Source organism: Pseudomonas sp. PGPPP1 (genome assembly GCF_002255865.1).
GTDB lineage: Bacteria > Pseudomonadota > Gammaproteobacteria > Pseudomonadales > Pseudomonadaceae > Aquipseudomonas > Aquipseudomonas cremoris.
Genome location: NZ_NKIG01000009.1, coordinates 151614 through 174800 on the forward strand (window position 1 = coordinate 151614; position 23187 = coordinate 174800).

The 23187-nt window shown below is 61.8% G+C and carries 21 protein-coding genes, 1 tRNA gene and 1 riboswitch; of the genes, 4 read left to right on the forward strand and 18 right to left on the reverse strand.

Annotation, left to right across the window (positions count from 1 at the left end; all coding sequences use genetic code 11):
• Nucleotides 1–15: 15 nt before the first annotated feature.
• Entirely contained in the window at nucleotides 16–1179 is a 1164-nt protein-coding gene (locus tag CFE47_RS13055) for an MFS transporter (protein ID WP_286837569.1), read from the forward strand.
• Nucleotides 1176–2369, forward strand: a complete 1194-nt coding sequence (locus CFE47_RS13060) for an MFS transporter (protein ID WP_286837570.1) — start codon at nucleotides 1176–1178, stop codon at nucleotides 2367–2369. Before CFE47_RS13055 ends, CFE47_RS13060 begins: the two co-directional genes overlap by 4 nt.
• Here CFE47_RS13060 and CFE47_RS13065 read toward each other — a convergent pair.
• The 14 genes from CFE47_RS13065 to CFE47_RS13130 form a co-directional block, all read right to left on the reverse strand.
• A complete protein-coding gene (locus CFE47_RS13065) occupies nucleotides 2359–2667 on the reverse strand; it encodes an addiction module antidote protein (RefSeq protein ID WP_286837571.1) in 309 nt (102 codons plus the stop codon). The two genes, CFE47_RS13060 and CFE47_RS13065, sit on opposite strands and share 11 nt — an antisense overlap.
• Before the next feature lie 2 nt (nucleotides 2668–2669).
• Complete coding sequence (locus CFE47_RS13070; protein ID WP_286837572.1) at nucleotides 2670–2963, reverse strand: type II toxin-antitoxin system RelE/ParE family toxin; 294 nt, start codon at nucleotides 2961–2963, stop codon at nucleotides 2670–2672.
• Between the two features lie 458 nt (nucleotides 2964–3421).
• A tRNA-Gly gene (locus tag CFE47_RS13075) sits at nucleotides 3422–3495 on the reverse strand.
• A gap of 192 nt (nucleotides 3496–3687) precedes the next feature.
• Nucleotides 3688–4572 (reverse strand): alpha/beta fold hydrolase, encoded by an 885-nt coding sequence (locus CFE47_RS13080; RefSeq protein WP_286837574.1) that lies wholly within the window; start codon nucleotides 4570–4572, stop codon nucleotides 3688–3690.
• Nucleotides 4573–4878: 306 nt separating this feature from the next.
• On the reverse strand, nucleotides 4879–5571 hold the full coding sequence (locus CFE47_RS13085) for a pseudouridine synthase (protein WP_286837576.1): 693 nt from the start codon (nucleotides 5569–5571) through the stop codon (nucleotides 4879–4881).
• Nucleotides 5561–5773, reverse strand: a complete 213-nt coding sequence (locus CFE47_RS13090) for a cysteine-rich CWC family protein (protein WP_286837578.1) — start codon at nucleotides 5771–5773, stop codon at nucleotides 5561–5563. The genes CFE47_RS13085 and CFE47_RS13090 overlap by 11 nt, the downstream gene beginning before the upstream one ends.
• Before the next feature lie 63 nt (nucleotides 5774–5836).
• A complete protein-coding gene (atzF, locus tag CFE47_RS13095; RefSeq protein WP_286837579.1) occupies nucleotides 5837–7609 on the reverse strand; it encodes an allophanate hydrolase in 1773 nt (590 codons plus the stop codon).
• A 28-nt stretch (nucleotides 7610–7637) separates the two neighbouring features.
• Entirely contained in the window at nucleotides 7638–11198 is a 3561-nt protein-coding gene (gene uca / locus CFE47_RS13100) for an urea carboxylase (RefSeq protein ID WP_286837581.1), read from the reverse strand.
• Nucleotides 11199–11457: 259 nt separating this feature from the next.
• Entirely contained in the window at nucleotides 11458–12087 is a 630-nt protein-coding gene (locus CFE47_RS13105; protein ID WP_286837582.1) for an urea amidolyase associated protein UAAP2, read from the reverse strand.
• A gap of 9 nt (nucleotides 12088–12096) precedes the next feature.
• On the reverse strand, nucleotides 12097–12822 hold the full coding sequence (locus CFE47_RS13110; RefSeq protein ID WP_286837584.1) for an urea amidolyase associated protein UAAP1: 726 nt from the start codon (nucleotides 12820–12822) through the stop codon (nucleotides 12097–12099).
• Complete coding sequence (locus CFE47_RS13115; protein WP_286837586.1) at nucleotides 12819–13583, reverse strand: ABC transporter ATP-binding protein; 765 nt, start codon at nucleotides 13581–13583, stop codon at nucleotides 12819–12821. The genes CFE47_RS13110 and CFE47_RS13115 overlap by 4 nt, the downstream gene beginning before the upstream one ends.
• Nucleotides 13580–14395, reverse strand: a complete 816-nt coding sequence (locus CFE47_RS13120) for an ABC transporter permease (RefSeq protein ID WP_286837588.1) — start codon at nucleotides 14393–14395, stop codon at nucleotides 13580–13582. The genes CFE47_RS13115 and CFE47_RS13120 overlap by 4 nt, the downstream gene beginning before the upstream one ends.
• 12 nt (nucleotides 14396–14407) lie before the next feature.
• Complete coding sequence (locus tag CFE47_RS13125; protein ID WP_185709464.1) at nucleotides 14408–15475, reverse strand: putative urea ABC transporter substrate-binding protein; 1068 nt, start codon at nucleotides 15473–15475, stop codon at nucleotides 14408–14410.
• A gap of 60 nt (nucleotides 15476–15535) precedes the next feature.
• Nucleotides 15536–15637, reverse strand: a riboswitch (guanidine-I (ykkC/yxkD leader).
• 168 nt (nucleotides 15638–15805) lie between these two features.
• The gene (locus tag CFE47_RS13130) at nucleotides 15806–17428 is read right to left on the reverse strand and encodes a methyl-accepting chemotaxis protein (protein WP_286837591.1); all 1623 of its coding nucleotides are present in this window, start codon (nucleotides 17426–17428) and stop codon (nucleotides 15806–15808) included.
• Between the two features lie 314 nt (nucleotides 17429–17742).
• Here CFE47_RS13130 and CFE47_RS13135 point away from each other — a divergent pair, with 314 nt between their 5' ends.
• The gene (locus tag CFE47_RS13135) at nucleotides 17743–18081 is read left to right on the forward strand and encodes a hypothetical protein (RefSeq protein ID WP_286837593.1); all 339 of its coding nucleotides are present in this window, start codon (nucleotides 17743–17745) and stop codon (nucleotides 18079–18081) included.
• Here CFE47_RS13135 and dspII read toward each other — a convergent pair.
• On the reverse strand, nucleotides 18078–19190 hold the full coding sequence (gene dspII, locus CFE47_RS13140) for an enoyl-CoA hydratase/isomerase DspII (protein ID WP_286837595.1): 1113 nt from the start codon (nucleotides 19188–19190) through the stop codon (nucleotides 18078–18080). The two genes, CFE47_RS13135 and dspII, sit on opposite strands and share 4 nt — an antisense overlap.
• Before the next feature lie 136 nt (nucleotides 19191–19326).
• On the opposite strand from dspII, the gene ung reads away from it, so the two are divergent.
• The gene (gene ung / locus CFE47_RS13145; protein ID WP_286837597.1) at nucleotides 19327–20019 is read left to right on the forward strand and encodes a uracil-DNA glycosylase; all 693 of its coding nucleotides are present in this window, start codon (nucleotides 19327–19329) and stop codon (nucleotides 20017–20019) included.
• A gap of 126 nt (nucleotides 20020–20145) precedes the next feature.
• Here ung and CFE47_RS13150 read toward each other — a convergent pair whose 3' ends face one another.
• Genes CFE47_RS13150 through CFE47_RS13160 form a run of 3 tightly spaced genes read right to left on the reverse strand, consistent with a single transcriptional unit; the run spans nucleotide 20146 to nucleotide 23150 of the window.
• Complete coding sequence (locus tag CFE47_RS13150) at nucleotides 20146–21183, reverse strand: AbrB family transcriptional regulator (protein WP_286837599.1); 1038 nt, start codon at nucleotides 21181–21183, stop codon at nucleotides 20146–20148.
• Nucleotides 21176–22690 carry a tripartite tricarboxylate transporter permease gene (locus CFE47_RS13155; RefSeq protein WP_135288140.1) on the reverse strand — a complete coding sequence of 505 codons (1515 nt, stop codon included), beginning with the start codon at nucleotides 22688–22690 and terminating at the stop codon, nucleotides 21176–21178. The genes CFE47_RS13150 and CFE47_RS13155 overlap by 8 nt, the downstream gene beginning before the upstream one ends.
• Before the next feature lies 1 nt (nucleotide 22691).
• Nucleotides 22692–23150, reverse strand: coding sequence for a tripartite tricarboxylate transporter TctB family protein (locus CFE47_RS13160; protein WP_286837601.1), 459 nt, complete (start codon nucleotides 23148–23150; stop codon nucleotides 22692–22694).
• Nucleotides 23151–23187 lie beyond the last annotated feature (37 nt).

Genomic DNA, 23187 nt, shown 5'->3' on the forward strand with positions numbered 1-23187 from the left:
AAAACGAGAGGTTTCATGAAGCCGCGACTGCATTGTGCCCGTCTTGCCCTGTTCCTGTGTGGCTGCGCGGCGTTCCTTAACCTCTATGCCACCCAGAGCATTCTCCAGACGTTCGCCGCGCAGTTTCAGGTCAGCGCCAAAGCGGCGGGGTGGAGCATCACCGTGACAACTTTGGCAGTGGCGATCACCGCACCCTTTGTCAGCCGGCTGACCGGCCGTTTCGAACAGCGCACGGTGATCAGCGTGGCCGCGCTGCTGTTGGCGGTGCCGGCGTTGATGACCGCCTATGCCAGCAGCTTTGCCGAAGTGTTGGCGTGGCGGTTTGTCGAAGGCATGTTGATCCCGGTGGTGTTCGCTACCAGCGTGGCCTACATCGGTGACCGCTGGAGCGGCGCCACGGTGACTGAAGTCACCAGCCTATATGTAGCGGGCACGGTGTTGGGTGGGTTTGCCGGGCGATTTGTCACCGGCGTGATGACCGACTATGTGGGCTGGCGCGAGGCGTTTGAATTGCTCGCGGTGTTGAGCCTGATGGTGGGTGGGTTTATCCAGTTTTTGTTGCCGGTCAGCCGCGCGCGAACGCAACGTGTCAGAACCTGTAGTTCGAGTGTTTTTCGCAAACCTCTGCTCGCTGCATACGCCGTAGGTTTTTGCGTGCTGTTTTCCCAGGTTGCAGCGTTTACCTACGCGGGTTTGTACCTTGGCCTACCGCCTTTCAATCTCGGGCCTGCGGCGTTGGGTACGCTTTACGCGGTGTTCCTGCTGGCGCTGATCGTGATCCCCATCGCAGGTCGCCTCAGCAAGGCCCGGCCTCACGCCCAGTTGCTGAGCGTCGCGGCGTTGCTGGGCGTTGCGGGTTCAGTCCTGACTTTGTTGCCGATACTGTGGAGCATTGTGCTGGGGCTGGCCCTCAGTTCCACCGGTGTATTCCTCGCCCAAGCGGCCGCGAATGCCTTCACCACTTCCAGTGCCGGCGACAACAAAACCGGTGCCGTGGGCGTCTACCTCACGTGCTATTACCTTGGCGGTAGCTGCGGTGCAATCGTCCCGGGACTGCTCTGGGAGCGCTGGGGTTGGGTGGGCTGTGTGGTGCTGATCATCACCTTCCAGTTGCTGACCCTGCTGATCGCGCAGACTGGCTGGAAGCCTCTTAAACCTGAACTGATTCCTACACCATGATCGACATCGTCGCCGTGCCCGCTGCCGAAAAATCCACCCGTCGTCGCTCGCTGATCGCAGGTTGCAGCGCCCATGCCGTGCATGATGGTCTCACCGATGTCATTTACGTGTTGCTGCCTATCTGGCAGGCGCAGTTTGCAATGTCCTACGCGCAGATCGGACTTTTACGCGGCGCCTATTCCGGGATGATGGCGGTGTTCCAATTGTTGGCCAGCCGTGCCGCCAAACGCTGGGGTCGCGTGCCGATGCTAGTGGGTGGCACTGCGCTTGCGGGTGTCGCTTACTTGCTGGTCGGGCAAGCGACCGGGCTGGCCATGTTGCTGCTGGCATTACTGTTGGGTGGCCTGGGCGCCAGTACACAACATCCGCTGGCCTCGTCGATGATTACCGATGCTTACGAAGACGGTGGCGGCGTGAAGCAGGCACTGTCCCAGTACAACTTTTCCGGTGACATTGGCAAAACCCTGATTCCCGGATTGGTCGGCCTGCTACTCACCGTCATCAGTTGGCGTGCCAGCGCCACACTGTTGGGTGTGCTCGGCTTGGCGGCGGCGGGGCTGTTGTGGTGGTTGATCCCCAGCCAGCCGCACGCGTCTACGGCTCTTGAAAAAACAAAACCCCTCGGCGGTACCGGCTCTGTCAGCGGCCTGCGCGGGCTGATCCTGACCGGCACCCTCGACAGTGCCGTGCGCATGGGGTTTCTCACCTTCCTGCCGTTCCTGCTGCAAGCCAAAGGCGCCGGCACCGCAGGCATAGGCCTGGCGCTGACCCTGCTGTTTATCGGTGGTGCCTTCGGAAAACTATCCTGCGGTTACCTCGGCGCGCGCATCGGCATGATGAAGACCGTGTGGCTGACGGAAACCGGCACGGCCTTGCTGATCGTTGCAGCGGTGTACCTGCCGCTGAATGGGCTGATGACGATGCTGCCGCTGCTAGGCCTGGTGCTGAATGGCACATCCTCGGTGCTCTACGGCGCTGTGCCGGATTTGGCCGGTGCCGGAAAACGCGAGCAGGCATTTGCGCTGTTCTACACCGGCACGATTGGCGGCGGGGCGCTGGCACCGGTGGTGTTTGGCGGGGTGGGGGATGTGCTGGGTGTGCCAGTGGCGGTGATGGTGTTGGCGGGTTTGTTGATGGTGACGTTGCCGCTGGCGTGGGTGGTGCAGAGTGGTTGTAGGCTCAAACAGTAGTGTGGTTCGCGACATGCCCAGCCCGAGCGAACAAGTCGATACCGAGGGAGTGGAGTACTTTGAGTACCGTCTCAAAACGTGGTTTTGCGCCTGGGGAAAATGCCTTGTAGAGGCTCTCGCGACCTACGCCCGCGTCGTTGGCAATCTTTGTCATCCCTCGGGCTTTTGCCACGTAGCCGACTGCGCGGAGAAACTCTTCGTTGTCGCCATCTGCCAGCACTTGAGACAGGTACTCGCTGATAGCCTCATCGCTGGTGAGCAATTCAGCCATATCAAAAGTTGTCAGTGTTTCAGCCATGATCAAATGTCCTTTGATAGTTTTTTTGCTCGCCGGATATCGAAGTCTTGTGAAGACTTGTCGCCACCTGCAAGCAATATGACGATGTGCCTGCCTCGCAGTGTGAAATAAACGCGATAACCCACACCCACATCTATCCGCATTTCGGAAATCCCTTCGCCTAGCGACTTGATATCGCCCAGGTTACCCATGCTCGCTCTTTCGATACGTCGTGCAATTGCGATCCGTGCCCGCAGGTCGCGTATCGCTGAGTGCCAACGAGTGAAGGCTTGGGTTTGCTGGATCGAATAGCTCACAGGACCTCACACGGGACAACTGTATCCATTTGGATACTGGCTGGCAATAGGAATGGCTGATAGCAAAGGCGGGGGAGAATGATGTGAGGGCGCGTTCGTTTCAAACGTTCTTTCAGGGTTTCCTGTTGCCAAAATTTGCAGTCGGAACAGGGATGGCAGAGTTCTTTCAAATCTTGCGACGTTGCCTACACAACCATCGGAACACTTCAGGTTGTGCACGTAGGGCGCGCTACCTATGGTTTGTCAGCCGCTGTCCGCGTCAGGCGGTGCTCCATGGCAACCGTGCGCGGGACATCGAGTGCGTTGGTATCCCGAAAGCTACCCCGCCTACTCGACCGCGCACGGTTGTCGCCTTTATCAAGGCATCAAATCTGGCGCATAAAAAAACCGGTCACCAAGGACCGGTTTTTTTTGCCTCTCCCGTCAGGAACAAACCTGACGCAAGCGCAGAATCTGAGTGGAGCGGGTAGAGGGAATCGAACCCTCGTCGGAAGCTTGGGAAGCTACTGTTCTACCATTAAACTATACCCGCTCAGAGCGGCTGACTTTGTACCAGAAGTTTGCCGGGATTTGAAGTTTTTCTTCAAAAATGTGTGGCTTACGTGCCTCGCGCAAGCTTGTGTGGGAGCTGGCTTGCCTGCGATAGCTTCACCTGAGTGTGGCTAGCACACCGAGGCGTCCGTATCGCGGGCAAGCCAGGCTCCCACCTAAGCGGGTCTTCATTTCAGATCGCGAAGGCATGCTGTGTCTGGCCCTGTTGATAGCGCAACCGGCTGACCTGCCGTTCCGGTTTCAGAAACCCAACCACTGCTTCCCGGGTGTCCCGGCACGCCGCCTTGTGTTCCATGTCCAGAAAGTGCCCGGTGGCCTGCACGGTGCTGAAACTGCTATGGGCCACGTGCTGGCCAAACAGCTTGGCATCCTGGGCACTGGTGTATTCGTCCCATTCACCGTTTACAAACAACACCGGAATATCGATCTGCTTGGCCGCCTTGAGGTAGCACAGCCGGTCGCTGTGGAGCACTTGGCTGATATGGAAGTGCATCTGCCCATATTCATGCTCGGCCAGGTTGCTCACGTGTTTGTAGTTGAAACGCTTGAACAGCGACGGCAGGTGCTTGCCGATGGTGCTGTTGACCAGGTGGCCGACACGGTCGCGGTCGAGGTTGCCGAGGTAATCGACGCCGCGCTCGAGGTAGTCGCGCATCGGTGCGTTGATCACTGGCGAGAATGAGCTGATCACGGCCTTTTCTACGCGACGTGGCCGGTGGGCCAAGGCGACCAGGGTGGCGGCGCCGCCCCAAGAGAATGACAGCACGTGTTCGGCGGCGAAGTGGTCGATGAGTTCCAGGAGGATCTGGCCTTCGACTTCCTTCGTCAGCATTTGCTCATGGCGGTTATGGATTTTGGAGCGGCCAGCGTAGGGCTGGTCGTACAAAACCACATTGAACTGCGGGTGCAGGCTTTTCACGGTTTGGGCGAAGGATGCCGTGGTGGCCATGGAGCCATTGACCATGATGATGGTCTTTGCAGCAGCGTCCGCGCGATAGAACTCCGTGTAAACCCGATACTGACCCTGTATATCCAACACAGCGATTTCTGGCCTCATGTCGTAAGACTCCTGGCAAGCGGGTAGGGCGCGCAGGTAACTCTGCACGAGCTTTGTGACAGGTAGGCATACGCCTGGAAATGGAGAGCCCATGTCGATCCGATGACGGCTGGCCGACGGGTGTTGTTATGGCGGGCAGTTTTGCCTGGAAGGCCCGTAGATCAAGCGCGGGCGGGGGCAAAGTGTTTCTTGGAGGTTATAGGCGACTCGCCAGTCATAATTTGGCTGGCGTTTTGATTCAAGCAGTAGAGGTGCTGCCTCGCAAGGCGACACAGTGGTTTTTTACCAGTACCGGCTGAACGGTCATCAGACCTGTCGGATTTCGTCGTCAGTCAGCGCCCGGTACTCGCCCGGCGCCAAGGCAGCATCGAGCACCAAGGGGCCCATCCGTTCGCGATGCAAGCCGATCACCTTGTTATTGAAATGCCCGAACATGCGTTTCACCTGGTGATAACGCCCCTCGACAATACCCAGCCGCGCCGTCGTCGGCCCCAGCAGTTCCAGTTCGGCGGGTTGGGTGGTCAGGTCTTCAAACGCAAAGTACAGGCCCGCCTTGAAGGTCACTGCGTATTCGGGGCCAATAACTTGTTCAGTCTCTACGAGATAAACCTTGGGCAGCTTGGTCTGCGGTTGGGTGAGGCGTCGTGACCACTGGCCGTCATTGGTGATGAGCATCAGACCGGTGGTGTTGAAATCCAGACGGCCGGCGATATGCAACTCGTGTGTATCCGGCTCATCCAGCAAGTCGAGGACTGTTGGGTGCTGCGGGTCCGACGTGGCACTGACGCAACCCTGAGGTTTGTGCAGCATGAAGTACCGCGCTGACTTGCCTGTTTGCAGCACCTCATCATCAACGCAAACGTGGCTGAATTCGCGCACCTCATGGTGAGGATCGCTCACCGCCACACCATCCACCGTCACCCGCCGTTCTACCAGCAGCAGGCGTACTTGCTTGCGATTGAAACGAGGGAGGTTGCTGAGGAAGCGATCAACGCGCATTTTGACTTTTCAATTGCTTGTCCACCTGGGCGCAGCGCGGGCACAGGCAGGCGGTGTTGCGCAGTTCATCGGGCAAGGCTTCAAGCACCGCCGGGTCGATGCTGACGCTGTAGCACCAGCAGGCTTGATCGGCCGTACGCGGGTCGGCGAGGGAGCAGTCGTTGGGCGCACCGCAGGCGGGGCAGAGGGTAGGGGTGGTCATCGGTCGATTCAGGCTGTATCGGGCAGGGCCCCGGAGTTACCTGCACGATACAGTCCCGTCCGGCTATTGCAAGCTGCGCAGGTAGCTGCGCCAGCCGCCGAAATGGCTGATGTCCACCGCGCCCGCCAGCCCATAGGGCTCGCAGATAAAGCCGCTTTCCCACCGCCCATCCGCCAGTTGCACTTTGCCCAGGCCCAAGGGCGCCGGGATGCCGGTGAGGAAGGAGCCCAGTTCACGGCTCGGCAGTTCCCACACTTCCACTTCGATGGCGGTGCCGCCCTCACTCACCCGCAGCATGCCGGGGCGATACGGCGGCCCACCCGCCAGGGCGAACAGTTGATAGTCGGGCGAGCTGCGGGTGCGCTCAATCAGGTGTGCCCCCCGGCGCAACAGCTGGCTGTTCAGTGCCAGCCCCTGCAGGTGCGCGCCGCACACCACCAACCGTGTGCAGTCATGGCTGGCGACAGTAGTGGGCACGCCCAGTGATGCGTCTTGCTGACGCTGCAACGCATCTGCCACGCCCAACAGGTATTGGTCGGTAAACGCTCGGCCAAATACGGTCACGCCCCACGGCAGGCCGTTGTCCATCACGCCGCTGGGCACGGCGACGGCGGCGTAGTCCAGCAGGTTCATGAAGTTGGTGTAGTAGCCCAGTTCGGCATTGCGCAGCACCGGTTCGGCGTGCAGTTCTGCCAGCGTCACCGGGCGACCGATCGCGGGCGTCAGCACGCAGTCCAGCCCCTCCAGCGCGCGGTCGCACTGGGCTTTCAAGGTTTGCAGGCGGTAGTGCGCACGGAAGGTGTCGACGCCGGTGACCGCCGGTGCCTTGGCCAATACCGCACGAATCACCGGCAGCACCGCCTCGGGATCACGCTCCATCAGTTCACCGGCCACGCTGTAGCGTTCGGCCACCCACGGTCCTTCGTAGAGCAGGCGCGCCGCTTCAAGAAACGGTGACAAGTCCAGTGCCACCGGCTCACCGCCGAGGGCAATCATGCGGGCGATGGCTTGCTGGAACAGCCGCGGGCCTTGCGCGCAGCCAAAGAATTCCAGGTCTTCCTGGCGCGGCACACCAAAGCGAAAAGGCCTGGGCGCGCCAAAGGCCGGTGCGTCATTCCACGCCGGGTTCTGGCGGCTGTAGGCGTCCAGCGGATCAAGTTTGGCGGTCAGCGCCAGCAACTGGCTGGCTTCCCGTGCGGTGCGGGTAAACGTGGTGACGCAATCCAATGTGCGGCAGGCCGGCACCACCCCAGCGGTGGAGATCAACCCTTTGGTCGCCTTGAGCCCCACCAGGTTGTTCAGCGCCGCCGGCACACGCCCGGAGCCTGCGGTGTCGGTGCCCAGGGCAAAACTGGCGACACCCAGTGCGACCGCCAATGACGATCCGGCACTGGACCCGCCCGACGGATATTCCGCCAACACGCTGTTGGGGCAGACGCCGTACGGCGAGCGGCTGCCATTGAGCCCGGTGGCGAACTGGTCGAGGTTGGTCTTGCCCAGCGGCACGGCGCCCAGGGCGATCAACTGCTCGACAATCGTCGCGCTGTGCTGCGGCACGTACGCAAACGCCGGGCAGGCAGCGGTGGTGGGAATACCGGCCAGGTCAATGTTGTCCTTGATTGCAAAGGGCACGCCGTACAGCGGCAACTCGGCCGGGTCGCGACGCTCCAGTGCGGCCAGGTATGGCTCCATCTGCGCGACGCTGAGCAGGTGAATGAACAGGTGATAGTCGGGGTTCAATTGCACGGCTTTTTCACGCAGATGCAACAGCACTTCCCGTGGGGTGGTGTCGCCACTGAGGTAGGCATTGCGCAAGTTGTCCAGTTGCAGGTTCATGGCTTGTCCGCCTGTCGAAATAGAAAAGTCAGTCACGTTCCAGTACCACTACGCGTTGCCCGGCACCAATGCCGCTGCCGGGTTGCACGGGGATCTCACGCACAGTGCCGGCGAACGGCGCCACCACGGGGATTTCCATTTTCATCGACTCCAGGATCACCAGCACATCGCCTGCAGCCACTCGCTCTCCGGCGGTGACCTGGACCTGCCAGAGGTTGCCGGCGATATGGCTGTCGATGCTGTATTCATTGGTGTGCAGCGGCGTGTCCGCAGCCAGTGGCGCCGCCAGCTCCTCGCTGTCGAAATGCGCCTGGCCGCTGGCAATCCAGCGTTCGCGCTCGGCGTTGAAGGCGTGCTGCTGTTGCTCACGAAACGCGCTGATGCCCGTTGCTTCGCGCGCCAGGAAGGCCTGGTAATCGGCCAGGTCCAACTGGCTGTTCTCAATCCCCAGCTCAAATCGGCCCAAGGGGAAATCCCGACGAATCCGTAGCAACTCGTCAGCACTCACCGGATAGAACCGGATCTGGTCAAAGAACCGCAGCAACCACGGCTTGCCCTCAAACGCCGCGACTTCACGGTAGCGATTCCACATCTGCAAGGTCCGCCCCACAAACTGGTAACCGCCGGGGCCTTCCATGCCGTAGATGCACAGGTATGCACCGCCAATGCCCACCGAGTTCTCGGCGGTCCAGGTGCGCGCCGGGTTGTACTTTGTGGTCACCAGGCGATGGCGCGGGTCCAGCGGCGTGGCCACCGGGGCGCCGAGGTACACGTCGCCCAGGCCCATCACCAGGTAGCTGGCATCGAACACCGTGTGGCGTACCTCGTCGAGGTTGGCCAGGTCGTTGATGCGGCGGATGAACTCCAGGTTGCTCGGGCACCAGGGCGCGTCCTTGCGCACGGTGGTCATGTATTTCTCGATCGCCAACTGGCACGCCGGGTCGTCCCACGACAGCGGCAAATGCACGATGCGTGAGGGCACTTGCAGGTTCTGCGTGGCGCATACGGCGGTCCACTCGTTGGCGATCAACGCCAGCAAGTCGGCCAGGGGCAGTTGTTCGGGTTGATAGTGGATCTGCAACGAGCGGATGCCCGGCGTCAGGTCGATCACACCCGGCAGGGCACGGGCCTCCAGCGCTTGCATCAGGGCGTGGGCGCGAAAGCGTAGTACCAGGTCCAGCTCCGGTGCGCCGATTTCCAGCAGCAGGTGAGTGTCACCGGCAAGGCGAGCGACCAGTTGGGTGTCGGCGCTGCCGATGTCCAGTACCACCGGCGACTCGATCACTTGAGAAGGCTGGCTTGGCTCAGGCACTTGATCCCATTTCAAGGCAAGCTCCCGGGCCGTTTTGAGATCGACCGGTGCGAAGCAAATTTTGTCGCCTGCCTTGAGCTGGCCGAGTTGCCACAAGTCTGCCTCGACCACCGTTACCGGGCACACAAACCCGCCCAGGCTTGGCCCGTCCGGCCCGAGGATCACCGGCATGTCCCCGGTGAAATCCACCGCGCCGATGGCATAGGGGTTGTCATGGATATTCGACGGGTGCAGCCCCGCTTCACCGCCATCCGTGCGTGCCCACAACGGTTTGGGCCCGATCAACCGTACGCCGGTACGGCTGGAGTTGAAGTGCACTTCCCATTGGGTGGCGAAGAAGGTGTCGATGTACTCGGGCTTGAAGTATTCCGGCGCGCCGTGGGGGCCGTAGATTACCCGCAGCGTGCGCGTTTGCGGCAGCGGCTCGGCTATCAATTGTTGCCCAGCACCCGCGTCCGTCAATGGCCGCAGGTGCAACACATCGCCGGCCCGCAACGCGCGCCCGCCATGGCCGCCGAACTGGCCGAGGGTGAAGGTGCTTTTGCTGCCCAGATAGTCCGGCACCTGCAACCCGCCGCGCAGGCACAGGTAACTGCGTGCGCCGGCGCCAGCCATGGTGCCCAGGCTCAATACCGAACCCGCCTCGATCAACAGCGTGGTATTCATCGGCACCGGTTGATCATCCAACAGCAGCGGAATGACTGCGCCGGTGACCGCCACGACCGCCGCGCAATTGAAGCGCAGCATCGGCCCACTCATGGTGATTTCCAGCGCGGCGGTACCGTCGCTGTTGCCCAGCAGGCGATTGCCCAGGCGCAGCGCACGGCTGTCCATCGGCCCTGACGGCGGCACGCCCACCGCCCAATAACCGAGGCGGCCTGGGTAGTCCTGCACACTGGTTTGCGTGCCCGCACTCAGCACTTCGACGGTGTCGGCGACGTAGACCAGATCTTCCAGGCAGCGGGTCCATGGGTGGCCACTGGCGAAGGGCGCGGCGAGCAGGATCTGGCTCAGGTAATCGCGGTTGGTTTCCAGGCCGTAGAGTTGGCTGTCGCTCAGTGCCCGGTGTAAATCCAGGCGTGCCTGCTCCCGGGTAGGCGCCCACGTGATGAGCTTGGCGATCATCGGGTCGAAGTACGGTGGGATCTCGCACCCGGCTTCTACCCAGGTATCGATGCGCAAGCCATCGGCAACCGGGAAGTCCACCTGGGTCAGCAAGCCCGGGCTGGGTTGGAAATCCCGGCCAGGGTCTTCTGCATACAAACGTGCCTGGATTGCATGGCCTTGAGGGCTTAAAACAAGCTCGTTCAACGGCGGCATTTCACCTGCCGCCAATTGCACCATCCAGCGCACCAGGTCCACACCCCACACTTGTTCGGTGACGCCGTGTTCCACTTGCAACCGGGTGTTCACTTCCAGGAAATAGAAGCGCCCATCGGCGCTATCAAAGATAAATTCCACGGTACCGGCGCTGCGGTAGTTCACCGCTTTGGCCAGGGTGATGGCGGCCGCGCATAACGCCTCGGCCATGCCGTCGGGCAGGTTCGGCGCCGGGGTTTCTTCGAGGACTTTCTGGTTGCGCCGCTGCACCGAGCAGTCACGCACGCCGAGGGCGATCACCTCACCCGCGCCGTCGCCAAACACCTGCACTTCCAAGTGGCGCGCGTGCTGGATGTACTTCTCGATGAACACGCCGGCATCGCTGAAGTTGTTCTGGCCCAGGCGTTTGACCGCTTCGAAGGATTCGCTCAATTCGGTCGCATGGCGGCACACGCGCATGCCAATACCGCCACCACCGGCGGTACTTTTGAGCATCACCGGGTAGCCCACGTGGTCGGCGGCGAGCAGGGCGGCGTCGACGCTGTCGAGCAGCTCGGTACCTTCCAGCAACGGGATTTGATGCTGCTTGGCCAATGCGCGGGCCGTGTGCTTGAGACCGAACACGCGCAGTTGCTCGGGCGTTGGCCCGACGAAGGCGATGCCGGCGTTTTCACAGGCCTCGGCAAAGGCAGCGTTTTCCGAGAGAAAGCCATAACCCGGATGGATGGCCTTGGCGCCACAGGCCTTGGCGATGGCGAGGATTTTTTCCACCGCCAGGTAAGTGCCCGCCGCCGCGCCTTCACCGAGGCTGTAGGCTTCGTCGGCTTGCTGGATATGCAGGCTGGCGGCATCGGCTTGCGCGTACACCGCAACGCCTTTTACGTGAAGCTCGCGCAAGGTGCGCAGGATGCGGCAGGCAATGGCGCCGCGGTTGGCGATCAAGAGTTTTTCGAACATGGCAAAACCCTGCGGGCCGTCCCGCCTATTGGGGTGCGCGCCAGGGTCGTCCATGGCGCAAATCTGTGAAGTTGATGCAGTGCCCATGTGGGAGCCGGGCTTGCCCGCGATGGCGGTGTATCAGTCACGCCATTGGTCGACTGACACACCGCCATCGCAGGCAAGCCAGCTCCCACATTGGGAACTCATTGTTTTCGGATGCACTGCCCGGCGCGGGATTGGCACAAACCGAACAACCATTGGCGCAACCGCTTCATTTTCAGTTCCATACCAGTAGCTCCGCAGGGGTGGGGTTGTAGGCATTGCACGGGTTGTTCAACTGCGGGCAGTTGGAAATCAGCACGATCACGTCCATCTCCGCACGCAAATCGACGTATTTGCCGGGGGCGGATATACCGTCCTCAAACGTCAGCCCACCGTCGGCTGTCACTGGCACATTCATGAAGAAATTGATGTTCGGCCCGATGTCGCCTTTACCCAGCCGGCCATCGTGGGCGCAGGCCCGCAGGTAGTTGTCGCGGCAGCTGTGCATGTAGCGTTTTTCCAGGGCGTAGCGCACGGTGTTGCTCTCCTGGGCGCAGGCGCCGCCGAGGGTGTCGTGGCGGCCACAGGTGTCGTCGACGATGGTCAGCATCGGCTGGCCGAGGTTGGAATACAGCACGCTGCCGATGCCCAGGTACACGCTGTTCTGCCGACGCAGGGTGCGCTGCACGTCGTAGCGTTCCTTGGGGTTCTTGAGGCTGTAGAACAAGGTGTCGACAGCCTGGTTGCCCTCCAGGTCGAGGATGCGCAGGGTCTGCCCGGCCTTGACCTCCATCAGCCACGGCTCGCCAGCGGGAATGGTGGCGCGGTACACGGCCGCATCCGGTTGTTTCAGTGCGATAGACATGGCAGCTCCTCAGGCGAACAGACGGTCGGTGTTGATAAAGCCGCGCTCGTTTTCCGGGCGCGAGGTGCGGCAGTGTTCAGCGACGCTTTTGTCGGCGTTCATCCAGGCCAGTTTCAGCGGTTGCGGGGCGTAGTCGGGGTTGGGGTCCATCGGGTGTTGCAGGGCGGTGAGCACCACCAGGGTGTCCATCGGCGCGTAGAGTTCGATGTAGTCACCGGCCTTGGAATTGCCCGGCACAAAGTGCAGGCCACCGTCGCCATCCACGCTGACGCGGCTGAACAGGTTGAGGGTCATCAGCAGGTCCGACAGCCCCAGGCCCCACTTGCCCAACTCCACCAGCAGGTTGTCGGTGCCGTTGCGGAAGAAGCCGTTGCGCATTTCCTGGTAACGCCCCTGGCCGTACTTTTCGGCGACTTCGCTGGCGCAGAGCACGCCGCCGATGCTGTCACTCCAGCCGCAGGTGTCTGCGGTGATGGCGGCCAGAACGCGGCCCATGTCGGAGTACAGGCAATGGCCGGTGGTGAGCTTGGCGGTGTGTTGGCATTTGAGGCTGTCGGGCAGGTTCAGGCGCTCGGTTTTTTCATTGGCATTGAGCAGCGTGAGGCTGACGTTGGCGCCGCCGCGCAGGTCGGTAAGGCGCAGCAGTTGGCCGCGCTTGAGCACAAACGAACGGTGACCGCCGCCGGGCAGCATTTCTTCGGCAAACGGTGGGAACAGTTGGGTGGAATCGGTCATTGGGCAGTCGCTCCAAGTTCTGCGGCGAGCGCCTTGCGGCGTTCGCTGTTCAAAGGGATGTCGTAGGTGATGCGGGCGCCATAGGCACCGGGGGCGTGAGGATCGACGCGGACTTTGTCGAACACCAGCAGGCGCGTGCCGAGGCTGAAGCCTTCGCTGAGGTCGTGGGTGACCATGAACACCGTCAGCCGGGTTTCGCGCCACAGCTCCAGCAGCAACTGGTGCATGTCTTTGCGAATGCCCGGGTCGAGGGCGCCGAAGGGTTCATCCAGCAGCAATACGCGCGGTTTCATGATCAGGGCCTGGGCGATGGCCAGGCGTTGCTGCATACCGCCAGAAAGCTGCGCCGGGTACTTGTCCAGGGCGTGGCCAAGGCCGACTTTATGCAGCAGGGCGGCGGCCTGTTCCCGCGCGTCTTTCTTAGCCTTGCCGAACAAGCGTCCCAGCAGTGCCGAGCGCGGCAGTTCCAGGCCCAGCGCGACGTTGTCCAACACGCTCAAATGCGGGAACACCGAGTAACGCTGGAACACCACGCCACGGCTGGCATCCGGCTCGGCGGCAAGGGCCTGGCCATTCAATAGAATCTCGCCCTTGCTCGCGGTTTCCTGGCCCAGCAGCAGGCGCAGAAAGGTGGATTTGCCGCAGCCTGACGTGCCCACCAGCGTGCAGAACTCGCCCTCGGCCACATGCAGGTTGAGCCCTTCCAGCACCACTTGGTCGCCGTAGCGCTGCCACACATTGTTCACGCTGATAAAGCTCATGCCCGCGCTCCTTCGTACCAGGGGAACGCGCGTCGGGTCAGGGCCTTGAGGCCCCAGTCCATCAGCCACGCAAGCAGGGTGATCCACACCACGTAGGGCAGGATCACGTCCATCGCCAGGTAGCGGCGTACCAGGAAGATCCGATAGCCCAAGCCATCGGTGGAGGCGATGGCCTCGGCGGCAATCAGGAACAACCACGCCGAACCCAGCATCAGGCGCAGTGAGATCAGCAGGCGTGGCAGCAATTGCGGCAACACCACGCGCAGCATCAAGGTCCAGGTGGACGCACCGAGGGTCTGGGCTTTTACCAGCAACTCGATAGGAATTTCCCGCGCGCGCTGTTCCAGGTCTCGCGCCAATGCCGGGGTGATGCCGATCACGATCAGCATCACCTTCGACAACTCGCCCAGGCCAAACACGATGAACAGGATCGGCAGGATCGCCAGCGGCGGCACCATCGACAGCACGGTCAGCAGTGGCGACAGCGGCGCGCCAAACAGCGGCAAGGTCCCGGCGGCAATACCCAGGCACAAGCCGGCGAGGGCACTGATGCCCAGGCCGATGGCCAGACGCTGCAGGCTTGACGCGGTGTCTTGCCACAGCACGTATTCACCGGTGCGGCTGTCGGCGCTGAACGCCAGGCGCTTTATGGCGTCGCCCATTTGCACGGCGCTGGGCAGCAGCTTGTCGTTGGGGTTGTCCGCCAGGCGCTCGGCCGAGCCTACGAAATAGGCGAACAGCAGCAGCGCGAAGGGCAGCAGCACCAACAGCAAGCGGCTGGAGCGTTCCGGGTGACGGTTGATCAGGCGCATGGCCGGGTCCTCTTACAGCTTGCCGTCGGCGGCCATCTGCACGTAGCTGGGGTCGAAATGCAGCTTGAGGTTGGCGGTGTCACCGCTGGTCACGCCATTGGCAAAGCTCATGCCCACGGCGCTGGTGTCCTTGGCGCCTTCACCGAGCAAGCCGTGCTCAAACGAAAACTCGGCGACCTTACGCATGGTGGTCGGCAGTTGTTTGCTGGTGGCAAACGCCAGGGCTTCCTGGGGCGTGGCGAACAGCTTGGTGGTGTCCAGTTGCGACTGGAAACCCTTGAGGTCGGTGCCGGAAGCCTTGGCCATGTGTTCCAGGGCTTCGGTGCTGGCGGCGCCCTTGGCATTCATCAGCGCGACTGTCTCGAACCAGGCGCCGGTGAGGGCCTTGCCCAGGGCCGGGTTGTCCTTGAGGACCTGGGTGTTGACCACCATCATGTCCATGATTTCGCCGGGCACTTTGCTGGAGTCGAACACCTCGGTCACACCCGGCTTGGCCTTGATCTCGGAGAGCATCGGGTTCCAAGTGGTCACGGCCTGCACCTGGTCGGTGTTGAAAGCGGCGGCGATATCGGCGTCTGAGGTATTGACCACTTTCAGGTCTTTTTCGGTGAGGTCGGCCGACTCCAGCGCGCGGGCCAGCAGGTAATGAGATACCGAGAGTTCCACCAGGTTGACGTTCATGCCCTTGAGGTCGGCCACGGTCTTGCCGGTGCCCTTGATGACCACGCCGTCGTTGCCGTTGGAGAAGTCACTGACCACCAGCGCAGTGCTGTCCACGCCGCCGGCGGCGGGGATGGTGAGGGCGTCCATGTTGGTCATGGTGCAGCCGTCGAACTGGCCGGCGGTGTACTGGTTGATGGATTCGACGTAGTCATTGAGCTGCACCATGTCGATCTTGATGCCGTACTTCTTGGCCCACTTGTCGAGGATGCCTTGGCTGCCGGCGTACTCCCACGGCATCCAGCCGGCGTAAATGGTCCAGCACACGCTGAAGTGGTCTTTGGGGGCGGCTTGGGTCTGGACGCTCAGCACCGCGGCAAAGGCGGCGGCGAGCAAGGCGGGTAAACGGGGTGATGGCATGGGGCTTCTCCAGTTGATCAAGGGCGAGCAGGAGCAACGCGGCACCGTGAACGGTGGCTTGTCTCCCGGGCTTTTATCCCGCCGTGTAACCTCAACTGGAGGTCGCCAACTCTCGGACCAGCCACTCGCTTGAAGCGAGCCGGAACCCTAGTCGGCCATTGCAAATTGTGGTGCCGCGAACCTGTTATCAATCCTGCACGTGAGAGGCAAAGCGAGAGTCGTGCCAAGTGGCGTCGACGCCCGGTTTTTCAGGCGGGTAGTGCAGGAGGGGAGGCTTGTGTGAGGGGCGAGTGCATCACGCGGGTGCGCGGATGCACTGCAATGAAGCGTTTACAACTGGAACTTGCTGACCAAGGTGTTGAACGAGGTGGCCAGGCGCGACAGGTCTTGGCTGGACGCGTTGGTCTGGTGCGCGCCAGCGGCGGTTTGGGTGGACAGGTCCTGGATGTTCAGCAGGTTGCGGTCTACCTCACGGGCGACCTGGGCTTGTTCTTCCGACGCGGAGGCGATTACCAGGTTGCGCTCGTTGATCTTCGCCACGCTGTCCGTGATCCGCTGCAGCGCTTCACCGGCGTTCTGCGCCAGGGCCTGGGTGTTAGTGGCCCAGGTCAGGCTCTTGTTCATGGCGGCCACGGCGTCATCGGCGCCGACCTGTACGGCGCCGATCATTTTTTCGATGTCGACGGTGGACGTTTGCGTGCGATGCGCCAGCGCCCGCACTTCATCGGCGACCACGGCAAAACCGCGACCTTGCTCACCGGCACGGGCGGCTTCGATGGCGGCGTTGAGGGCCAGCAGGTTGGTCTGGTCGGCGATGCCACGGATCACGTCGATCACATTGCCGATTTCGCGTACTTGGCCGGCGAGGTCGGCCACCGACTGCGTAGAGTCGTTGATCTCATCCACCATCGAGCGCATGCCGGACACGGCCTGTTCCACCTGCTGGCGGCCATCTTCGGCTTCGGTGGTGGCCTGGCGCGAGGCTTCGGAGGTGGACACGGCGTTGCTCGCGACTTCGTCCACCGCTGCAGTCATCTGGTTCACCGCAGTGGCGGCTTGCTGGATTTCGTCGTTTTGGCGCGTCAGGCCACGGCTGCTCTCATCGGTGACTGCGCTGAGTTCTTCGGCGGCCGAGGCGAGTTGGTCGGACGCATTGGCGATTTCCACCAGGGTGCTTTTGAGGCCGCCCTGCATATCCGACAGCGCCATCAGCAGCTGCCCGGCTTCGTCGGTGCGTTCGGTGATGATGGCTTGGGTCAGGTCGCCCTTGGCGATGCGCTGTGCGCTGTCTACCGCTTGGGCGATGGGGCGGGTGATCAGGCGGGTGATCAACACTCCAATGGCGATGGCGATGATGAAGGCCAGCACGATGCCGCTGATCATCCAGGTCAGCGCGCTGGCGCGCAGGTCATCGGCGGCGACGGCGCCTTCTTGGATCTGGCGGTTGTTGGACTCGATCATCACGCGGATCAGTTCGCGCGCCTGGCGGAACAGCTCATTGTTGGTGGAGTTGAGTTGGTTGCGGGCCTGTTCGAACTGGCCGCCATCGAGCAACGCAATGACGCGGTCGGAGTTGCTGATGTACGTGGGCCAGAGCTGGTCGAGCTTGTCGCCTGCCGCCCGTTCGTCGTCTTCCAGCGGCGTGGCACGGTAAGTGGCGTAGGCCGCCTGGCTGCGCTTGAGTTCGTTGGCGATGTCTTGGCGTACACGGTCGCGGTCTTGCGCGGCGACGTCACCTTTGCTGGCGTCCATCAGGCGGTACAGGCCGCGGTTGTGGGCGACCAGGCCATTGAGGGTGGCCGCCGTGTTACTGACCGAGACCAGGTTGTTGGAGAACGTCAGTTCCAGGGCCGTAGCAAGGCGAGCGACCCCCTGAATACCCAACAGGCCGACCCCGAGGGTGACCAGTGCACACATAAGAAATGAAAGCAGCAGCTTGGTAGCGATTTTCATGGGTCGAATCCGGCGATAGGGGCGAATGGCGCACGCTAGAGCCTCCCTGGCTTTGTGCGATGTCATAGTGACATCATCGCAATCGACGGAGATTCGGGCCAGGTAAATTTACTGAAACGATAAATCTAATGGGTTGCTGACCCTGGGGGCGCGGCTTCGAAGGGGGGCATCAGTCAATCCGCGTAGATGTATCAATCTATTACCAGATCGCACCAGATTCGGTTTTTGATGTCAGATATTTCGTCATTCAGTGAAAGATGAATGCCGCCCTCCAGCGTCGCTGGAGGTGCTCTTCCGCGGTCCAGGAGGCCGCCATGTATCGACGATTGCTACTCAGCGCTTTACTCGGTCTGACCCTTTCCGCCTGTGTGCCTTACTACGACGGTGGTGCCACGTACTATCGTTCCGAGGTCTACACCGCGCCCGCGCCGGCCTACTACTACGGCGGCCCGACCTACATGTATGGACGTAGCTACTACGCGCCGCCACCGCGCTACTATTCGGCGCCGCGCTATTACCAGCCAGCACCGCGCTATTACCCGAGGCCGGATTACCGACCCTATCCAAACCAGGGTTGGGGCAATCGCTGGGGTAACGGCGGCGGTCATAACCGGGGTGGCCATGACGGCGGTGGCCATGGCGGGCACCGTTAAATCTCGGAGAGGTCCGCCAGCGGGTGCCTGCCTTCCCACGCCTTGTGAAAGTGTGCCTGCACCACTCCCTCGGGAACGCTATTGATATCGGGCCAGTGCCAATGCGGTTTCTGGTCCTTATCGATCAATCGCGCCCGAACGCCTTCGGCGAATTCCGGGTGGCGGCAGCAATTGAGGCTCAAGGTGTATTCCATCTGGAACACCTGGGCCAGGGACAGGTGGCGGGCGCGCTGAATCTGCTCCCACACCAGGTGCGCGGTCAGCGGGCAACCCTCGCTCAAGGTCTTGCCGGCGCGGTTGAACAGTGGGTCGTTGTGCTCGCGCAGCTGGCTTAGTGCGCGCCAGGCACAGCGCACATCGCCAACGTCCAACCACTCGTCGATCTGCGCGCGTCGCGGCAGCCATTGAGCTTCGGGTTGCTGGTCCACGGCTTCCTGGGCCAGTGCCTTGAGCAGGCTGTTGAGTTGCATCGCTGTTTGTTCCTGCCAGTTCAGTTGCAACAGGCCATCGAGCAGTTCGTCCTGTTGGTCGTCACGCAGGAAACGGTCGGCCAGGTCCAGGTCCAGGGCGTCGCGCCCGTTGATATGGGCGCCGGTCAGGCCAAGAAACAGACCCAACTTGCCCGGCAGGCGCGACAAGAACCTGCTGGCCCCTACATCGGGATACAAGCCGATGCTGATTTCGGGCATGGCCAACCGGCTGCTCGGTGTGACGATGCGCACCGCCGCGCTTTGCAGCAGCCCCATGCCGCCGCCCAGCACATAGCCGTGGCCCCAGCAGATCAACGGTTTGGTGTAGGTGTGCAGGCGGTAGTCGAGGCGATACTCCGCCGCAAAAAACTGTGCGGCCAAGTCAGGTACGACGCCGGGTTGTTCACGGCAGGCCAGGGCCAGGCTGCGCACTTCGCCGCCGGCACAAAACGCCTTGGGGCCGTTGCCGCGCAGTAGCACGCAAACGATGTTCGGGTCCTTGGCCCAGGCGTCCAGGCGTTCGCCCAGCGCCAGGATCATCGGCAGGGAGAGGGCGTTGAGGGACTTTTCCGCATCCAGGCTGGCGATGCCAATGCGGGCACCGTCGCTGCCGGTCAGCTCTTCGAAGTGCAGGTTCATCGTGACCTCATTCGGGGAAGTGAAGGATGAGTATGATCCCTTCGTGGGAAAAAACCGGTTGTGTGTCAGATCAATTGACAAGCGGGGTCAGCTTTCCTAGGGTTCGCCACATTCTTTTTTACAAGACCATTCAACCATGACCGAAGACGACCGTATCAAACTCGAACCCAGCTGGAAACACGCCCTGCGGGATGAGTTCGAGCAGCCGTATATGGCCCAGTTGCGCGAGTTCCTGCGCCAGGAACATGCCGCCGGCAAAGAGATCTACCCGCCCGGTCCGCTGATTTTCAATGCCCTCAATTCCACGCCGCTGGACAAGGTCAAGGTGGTGATCCTCGGCCAGGACCCTTACCACGGCCCCGGCCAGGCCCACGGTTTGTGCTTCTCGGTGCAACCGGGCGTGCCGACGCCACCGTCCCTGGTGAACATCTACAAAGAGCTCAAGCGCGACCTCAATATCGACATCCCCAACCACGGCTGCCTGCAAAGCTGGGCCGACCAGGGCGTGCTGATGCTCAACACCACCATGACCGTAGAGCGCGCCAATGCCAACGCCCATGCGGGCAAGGGCTGGCAGTTCTTTACCGATCGGATTATCGAAGTGGTCAGCCAGCATCAGCCGCACCTGGTGTTCCTGCTGTGGGGCGCCCATGCGCAGGGCAAGCAGAAGCTGGTGGATGCGACCAAGCACCTGGTGTTGACCTCGGTGCATCCGTCGCCGTTGTCGGCGTATCGCGGGTTCTTGGGGTGTGGGCATTTCAGCCGCACCAACAAGTTTCTTGAGCAGAATGGCGAGACGCCGATTGAGTGGCGGTTGCCGCCGGCCTAAAGTTTGTCCGCAGGCCAATATGGGAGCGGGCTTGCTCGCGAATGCGGAGTGTCAGACAGCAAATTTTTCACTGACACACCGCATTCGCGAGCAAGCCCGCTCCCACATTTAGAACGGTGCCAAGCCTTATGTTTGTTCTGGCTGACGGTTCCAATGCCTGAACAACGGCTCCGCCAGAAACAGCACAAACAACAACCGCATCACCTGCATCGCCGTTACCAATGGCACCGACAGCTGCAAGGTCTCTGCCGTCAAGCTCATCTCGGCAATCCCGCCGGGCATCATGCCCAAGGTCAACGAGCGCAGGTCCAGATGGGTCAGTGCACTCAAACCCACCGCCGCCAATGTCGCCAGCGCCATGGTCAAGGCCGTACCGATCAAGGTGCGTCCCATGAATGAGGGCGCGCGGCGAAAGAACTGACGGTTGAAGTGGCAACCCAAACCGCTGCCGATCAACCACTGGCCAATCTGGCTGCCACCGTCAGGCAGGCCGATGTGCAGGTCCCACACCACGCTAGCGGTAGCGCTCACCAACAATGGCCCGAATAGCCAAGGGTTTGGCTGACGCAAACGCTGCCATCCCCATGCCACCAACGCGCCAAGGGGAAAGAGCATCAGCAACCACGGCCAGCTCACCGGCGCCGGGTGAAACTGCGGCGTGCCGCCTTCCAGCACATACTTGAAGATCGCTGGCACACACAACACCACCACCAGCACGCGCAAACTCTGCCCCGCCGCGACACGGCTGAGCACCGCGCCATTGCGTGCGCCGAGGTTGACCATCTCACCGGAACCGCCGGGCATGCTGGAGAAGAACGCCGTAGCGCGGTCTTCACCACTGCGTCGCATCAACCATACGCCGACAATGCTCGACAGGCTGGTGACCAGCGCGCCGAAGAAGATCAGCCCGAAATGGCTCATCACCTGCTCGATCACCACCGGGGTGAAGTGCAGGCCGATGCCGATCCCGACCACCCACTGGCCGCATTTGCGCCCGCCGGGAATCTCCGCCAACTGCCACGGCGTGAGGCAACGCACCAGGATAATCGCCAGCAACGAGCCGACCATGTACGGCAAAGGCCAGCCGACCAGGCTGGCCAGGTAACCGCCGGCCAGACCGACCAGCGGTGTTCCCCACCAATGCTTAAAGGTGACCTCAGACATCGGCCACGGCACGACGCTGCAGGGCACGTTTACGGTAGATGCGCACCAGCGGGAACATCAGCATCAACGCAGTCAGCACCCACACACCAAAAGTGATCGGGCTCGACCAGAGGATGTCCAGCGCACCGTTGGAGATCGACAGCGCACGGCGCAGGTTCTGCTCCATCAGGCCGCCGAGGATAAAGCCCAGCAGCACTGGCGACAGTGGGAAGTCGAGCTTGCGCAGGATGTAGCCGAAGATACCGATACCCACCATCAGGAACAGGTCGAAGGTGGTGGCGTGAACGGCATACACACCGATCGCGGTGATGATGGCGATCACCGGCACCAGCGCCCAGTTCGGCACGGCCAGGATGCGGGTGAAGATGCGGATCATCGGGATGTTGAGAATCACCAGCATGATGTTGGCGATGAACAACGACGCGATAAGGCCCCAGACGATGTCCGGTTGCTGTTGGAACAGCAGCGGGCCTGGGGTGATGTTGTACAGCGACAAGGCGCCGATCATCACGGCGGTGGTACCCGAACCTGGAACGCCGAGGGTCAGCATCGGTACCAGCGCGCCACAGGCGGAAGCGCCGATCGCGGTTTCCGGGGCCGCGAGACCGCGCATGTCACCCTGGCCGAATTTACCGCTGGCACCGGCCAGGCGTTTTTCGGTCATGTAGGCAACGGCCGACGCCAAGGTGGCACCTGCACCGGGCAATACACCCATGATGAAACCCAGCAGGCCGCAGCGGATGTTAACCACAAAGACAGCGGACGCTTCCTTCAGGTTGAACATCATCCGTCCGGTGGCTTTCACCGCTTCCTGGCCACGGTGGGTTTTTTCCAGCAGCAACAGGATCTCGCTGATGGAGAACAAACCCAGCACCAACACCACGAACTGGATGCCGTCGGTGAGGTGGATGTTATCGCCGGTAAAGCGGTACACGCCGCTGTTGGCGTCGATGCCGACCGCTGACAGGAACAGGCCGATCAGCGCCGCCACGAAGGTCTTCAGCGGCTTGTCACCGGCCATGCCGCCCAGGCAGACAATCGCGAACACCATCAGGACGAAATATTCCGCCGGTCCGAAGGCTATCGCCCACTTGGCCAGCAGCGGCGCAAACAACACCATGCCGCAGGTGGCGATAAACGCGCCGATAAACGAACTCCACGCCGACAACGACAGCGCTACACCGGCCAGGCCTTTACGTGCCATCGGGTAGCCGTCGAGGGTGGTCATCACGGTGGAAGCTTCACCCGGGATGTTGAGCAGGATCGAGCTGATACGGCCGCCGTACTCGCAGCCCAGGTACACGGCTGCCAGCAGGATCAACGCCGACTCGGGCGGCAGGCCCAGAGCGAATGCGATGGGAATCAACAACGCCACGCCGTTGATCGGGCCCAGGCCCGGCAGCAGGCCGACGACAGTACCGATCAAGGTGCCGCACAGTGCGGTCACCAGGTTGTAAGGGGACAGTGCAACGCCGAAGCCCTGGCCCAAATAGCTGAACGTATCCATATCAGTTCTCCAGAACGTCGAGCAGACCGAGGGGCAGCGGCACATCCATGGCTTTATCGAACAGCAGATAAAGACCGATGGCCATCAGGCTGACGATCACCACACTTGGCAACCAGCGGCCGCCGTACAGGCGTGCCATGGGGATGCCGATCAACATGCTGCTGAGGATGAAACCGAGCGACTCAAAGGTGCCGGCGAACACGATCAGCAAGCCGACACAAATGCCGATCTTGATCAGGGTTTCGCGGTCCAGTGCCGGTTCTTCTTCAGTGTGTTTGGTCGGCTGCGGGCGAAACAGCATGTAGATCAGGCCCAGGCTCATCAGCCCGAGCATGAGCAGCGGGTAGGCACGAGGCCCCACCGGCTCGTAGGAAAACGCCGCCTGATAAGGCCAGGCCATCAGCGCGAGGCCGGCGCACACCAGCAACATCACAGAAGCGAAAATGCGTTGTAAAAGCATGTGAAACTCCTCGGCCACACCCGTTATGGCAACGGGC

Bases quoted from the DNA above. Each gene is read 5' to 3' on its own strand.
- CFE47_RS13135 (WP_286837593.1), top strand. From the start codon at position 17,743: ATGTATCGACGATTGCTACTCAGCGCTTTACTCGGTCTGACCCTTTCC.
- ung (WP_286837597.1), top strand. From the start codon at position 19,327: ATGACCGAAGACGACCGTATCAAACTCGAACCCAGCTGGAAACACGCC.
- dspII (WP_286837595.1), bottom strand. From the start codon at position 19,190: ATGAACCTGCACTTCGAAGAGCTGACCGGCAGCGACGGTGCCCGCATT.
- CFE47_RS13080 (WP_286837574.1), bottom strand. From the start codon at position 4,572: ATGAGGCCAGAAATCGCTGTGTTGGATATACAGGGTCAGTATCGGGTT.
- CFE47_RS13125 (WP_185709464.1), bottom strand. From the start codon at position 15,475: ATGCCATCACCCCGTTTACCCGCCTTGCTCGCCGCCGCCTTTGCCGCG.
- atzF (WP_286837579.1), bottom strand. From the start codon at position 7,609: ATGAACCTGCAACTGGACAACTTGCGCAATGCCTACCTCAGTGGCGAC.
- uca (WP_286837581.1), bottom strand. From the start codon at position 11,198: ATGTTCGAAAAACTCTTGATCGCCAACCGCGGCGCCATTGCCTGCCGC.
- CFE47_RS13055 (WP_286837569.1), top strand. From the start codon at position 16: ATGAAGCCGCGACTGCATTGTGCCCGTCTTGCCCTGTTCCTGTGTGGC.
- CFE47_RS13110 (WP_286837584.1), bottom strand. From the start codon at position 12,822: ATGACCGATTCCACCCAACTGTTCCCACCGTTTGCCGAAGAAATGCTG.
- CFE47_RS13065 (WP_286837571.1), bottom strand. From the start codon at position 2,667: ATGGCTGAAACACTGACAACTTTTGATATGGCTGAATTGCTCACCAGC.
- CFE47_RS13150 (WP_286837599.1), bottom strand. From the start codon at position 21,183: ATGTCTGAGGTCACCTTTAAGCATTGGTGGGGAACACCGCTGGTCGGT.
- CFE47_RS13120 (WP_286837588.1), bottom strand. From the start codon at position 14,395: ATGCGCCTGATCAACCGTCACCCGGAACGCTCCAGCCGCTTGCTGTTG.
- CFE47_RS13155 (WP_135288140.1), bottom strand. From the start codon at position 22,690: ATGGATACGTTCAGCTATTTGGGCCAGGGCTTCGGCGTTGCACTGTCC.
- CFE47_RS13085 (WP_286837576.1), bottom strand. From the start codon at position 5,571: ATGCGCGTTGATCGCTTCCTCAGCAACCTCCCTCGTTTCAATCGCAAG.
- CFE47_RS13105 (WP_286837582.1), bottom strand. From the start codon at position 12,087: ATGTCTATCGCACTGAAACAACCGGATGCGGCCGTGTACCGCGCCACC.
- CFE47_RS13060 (WP_286837570.1), top strand. From the start codon at position 1,176: ATGATCGACATCGTCGCCGTGCCCGCTGCCGAAAAATCCACCCGTCGT.
- CFE47_RS13130 (WP_286837591.1), bottom strand. From the start codon at position 17,428: ATGAAAATCGCTACCAAGCTGCTGCTTTCATTTCTTATGTGTGCACTG.
- CFE47_RS13115 (WP_286837586.1), bottom strand. From the start codon at position 13,583: ATGAGCTTTATCAGCGTGAACAATGTGTGGCAGCGCTACGGCGACCAA.
- CFE47_RS13160 (WP_286837601.1), bottom strand. From the start codon at position 23,150: ATGCTTTTACAACGCATTTTCGCTTCTGTGATGTTGCTGGTGTGCGCC.
- CFE47_RS13090 (WP_286837578.1), bottom strand. From the start codon at position 5,773: ATGACCACCCCTACCCTCTGCCCCGCCTGCGGTGCGCCCAACGACTGC.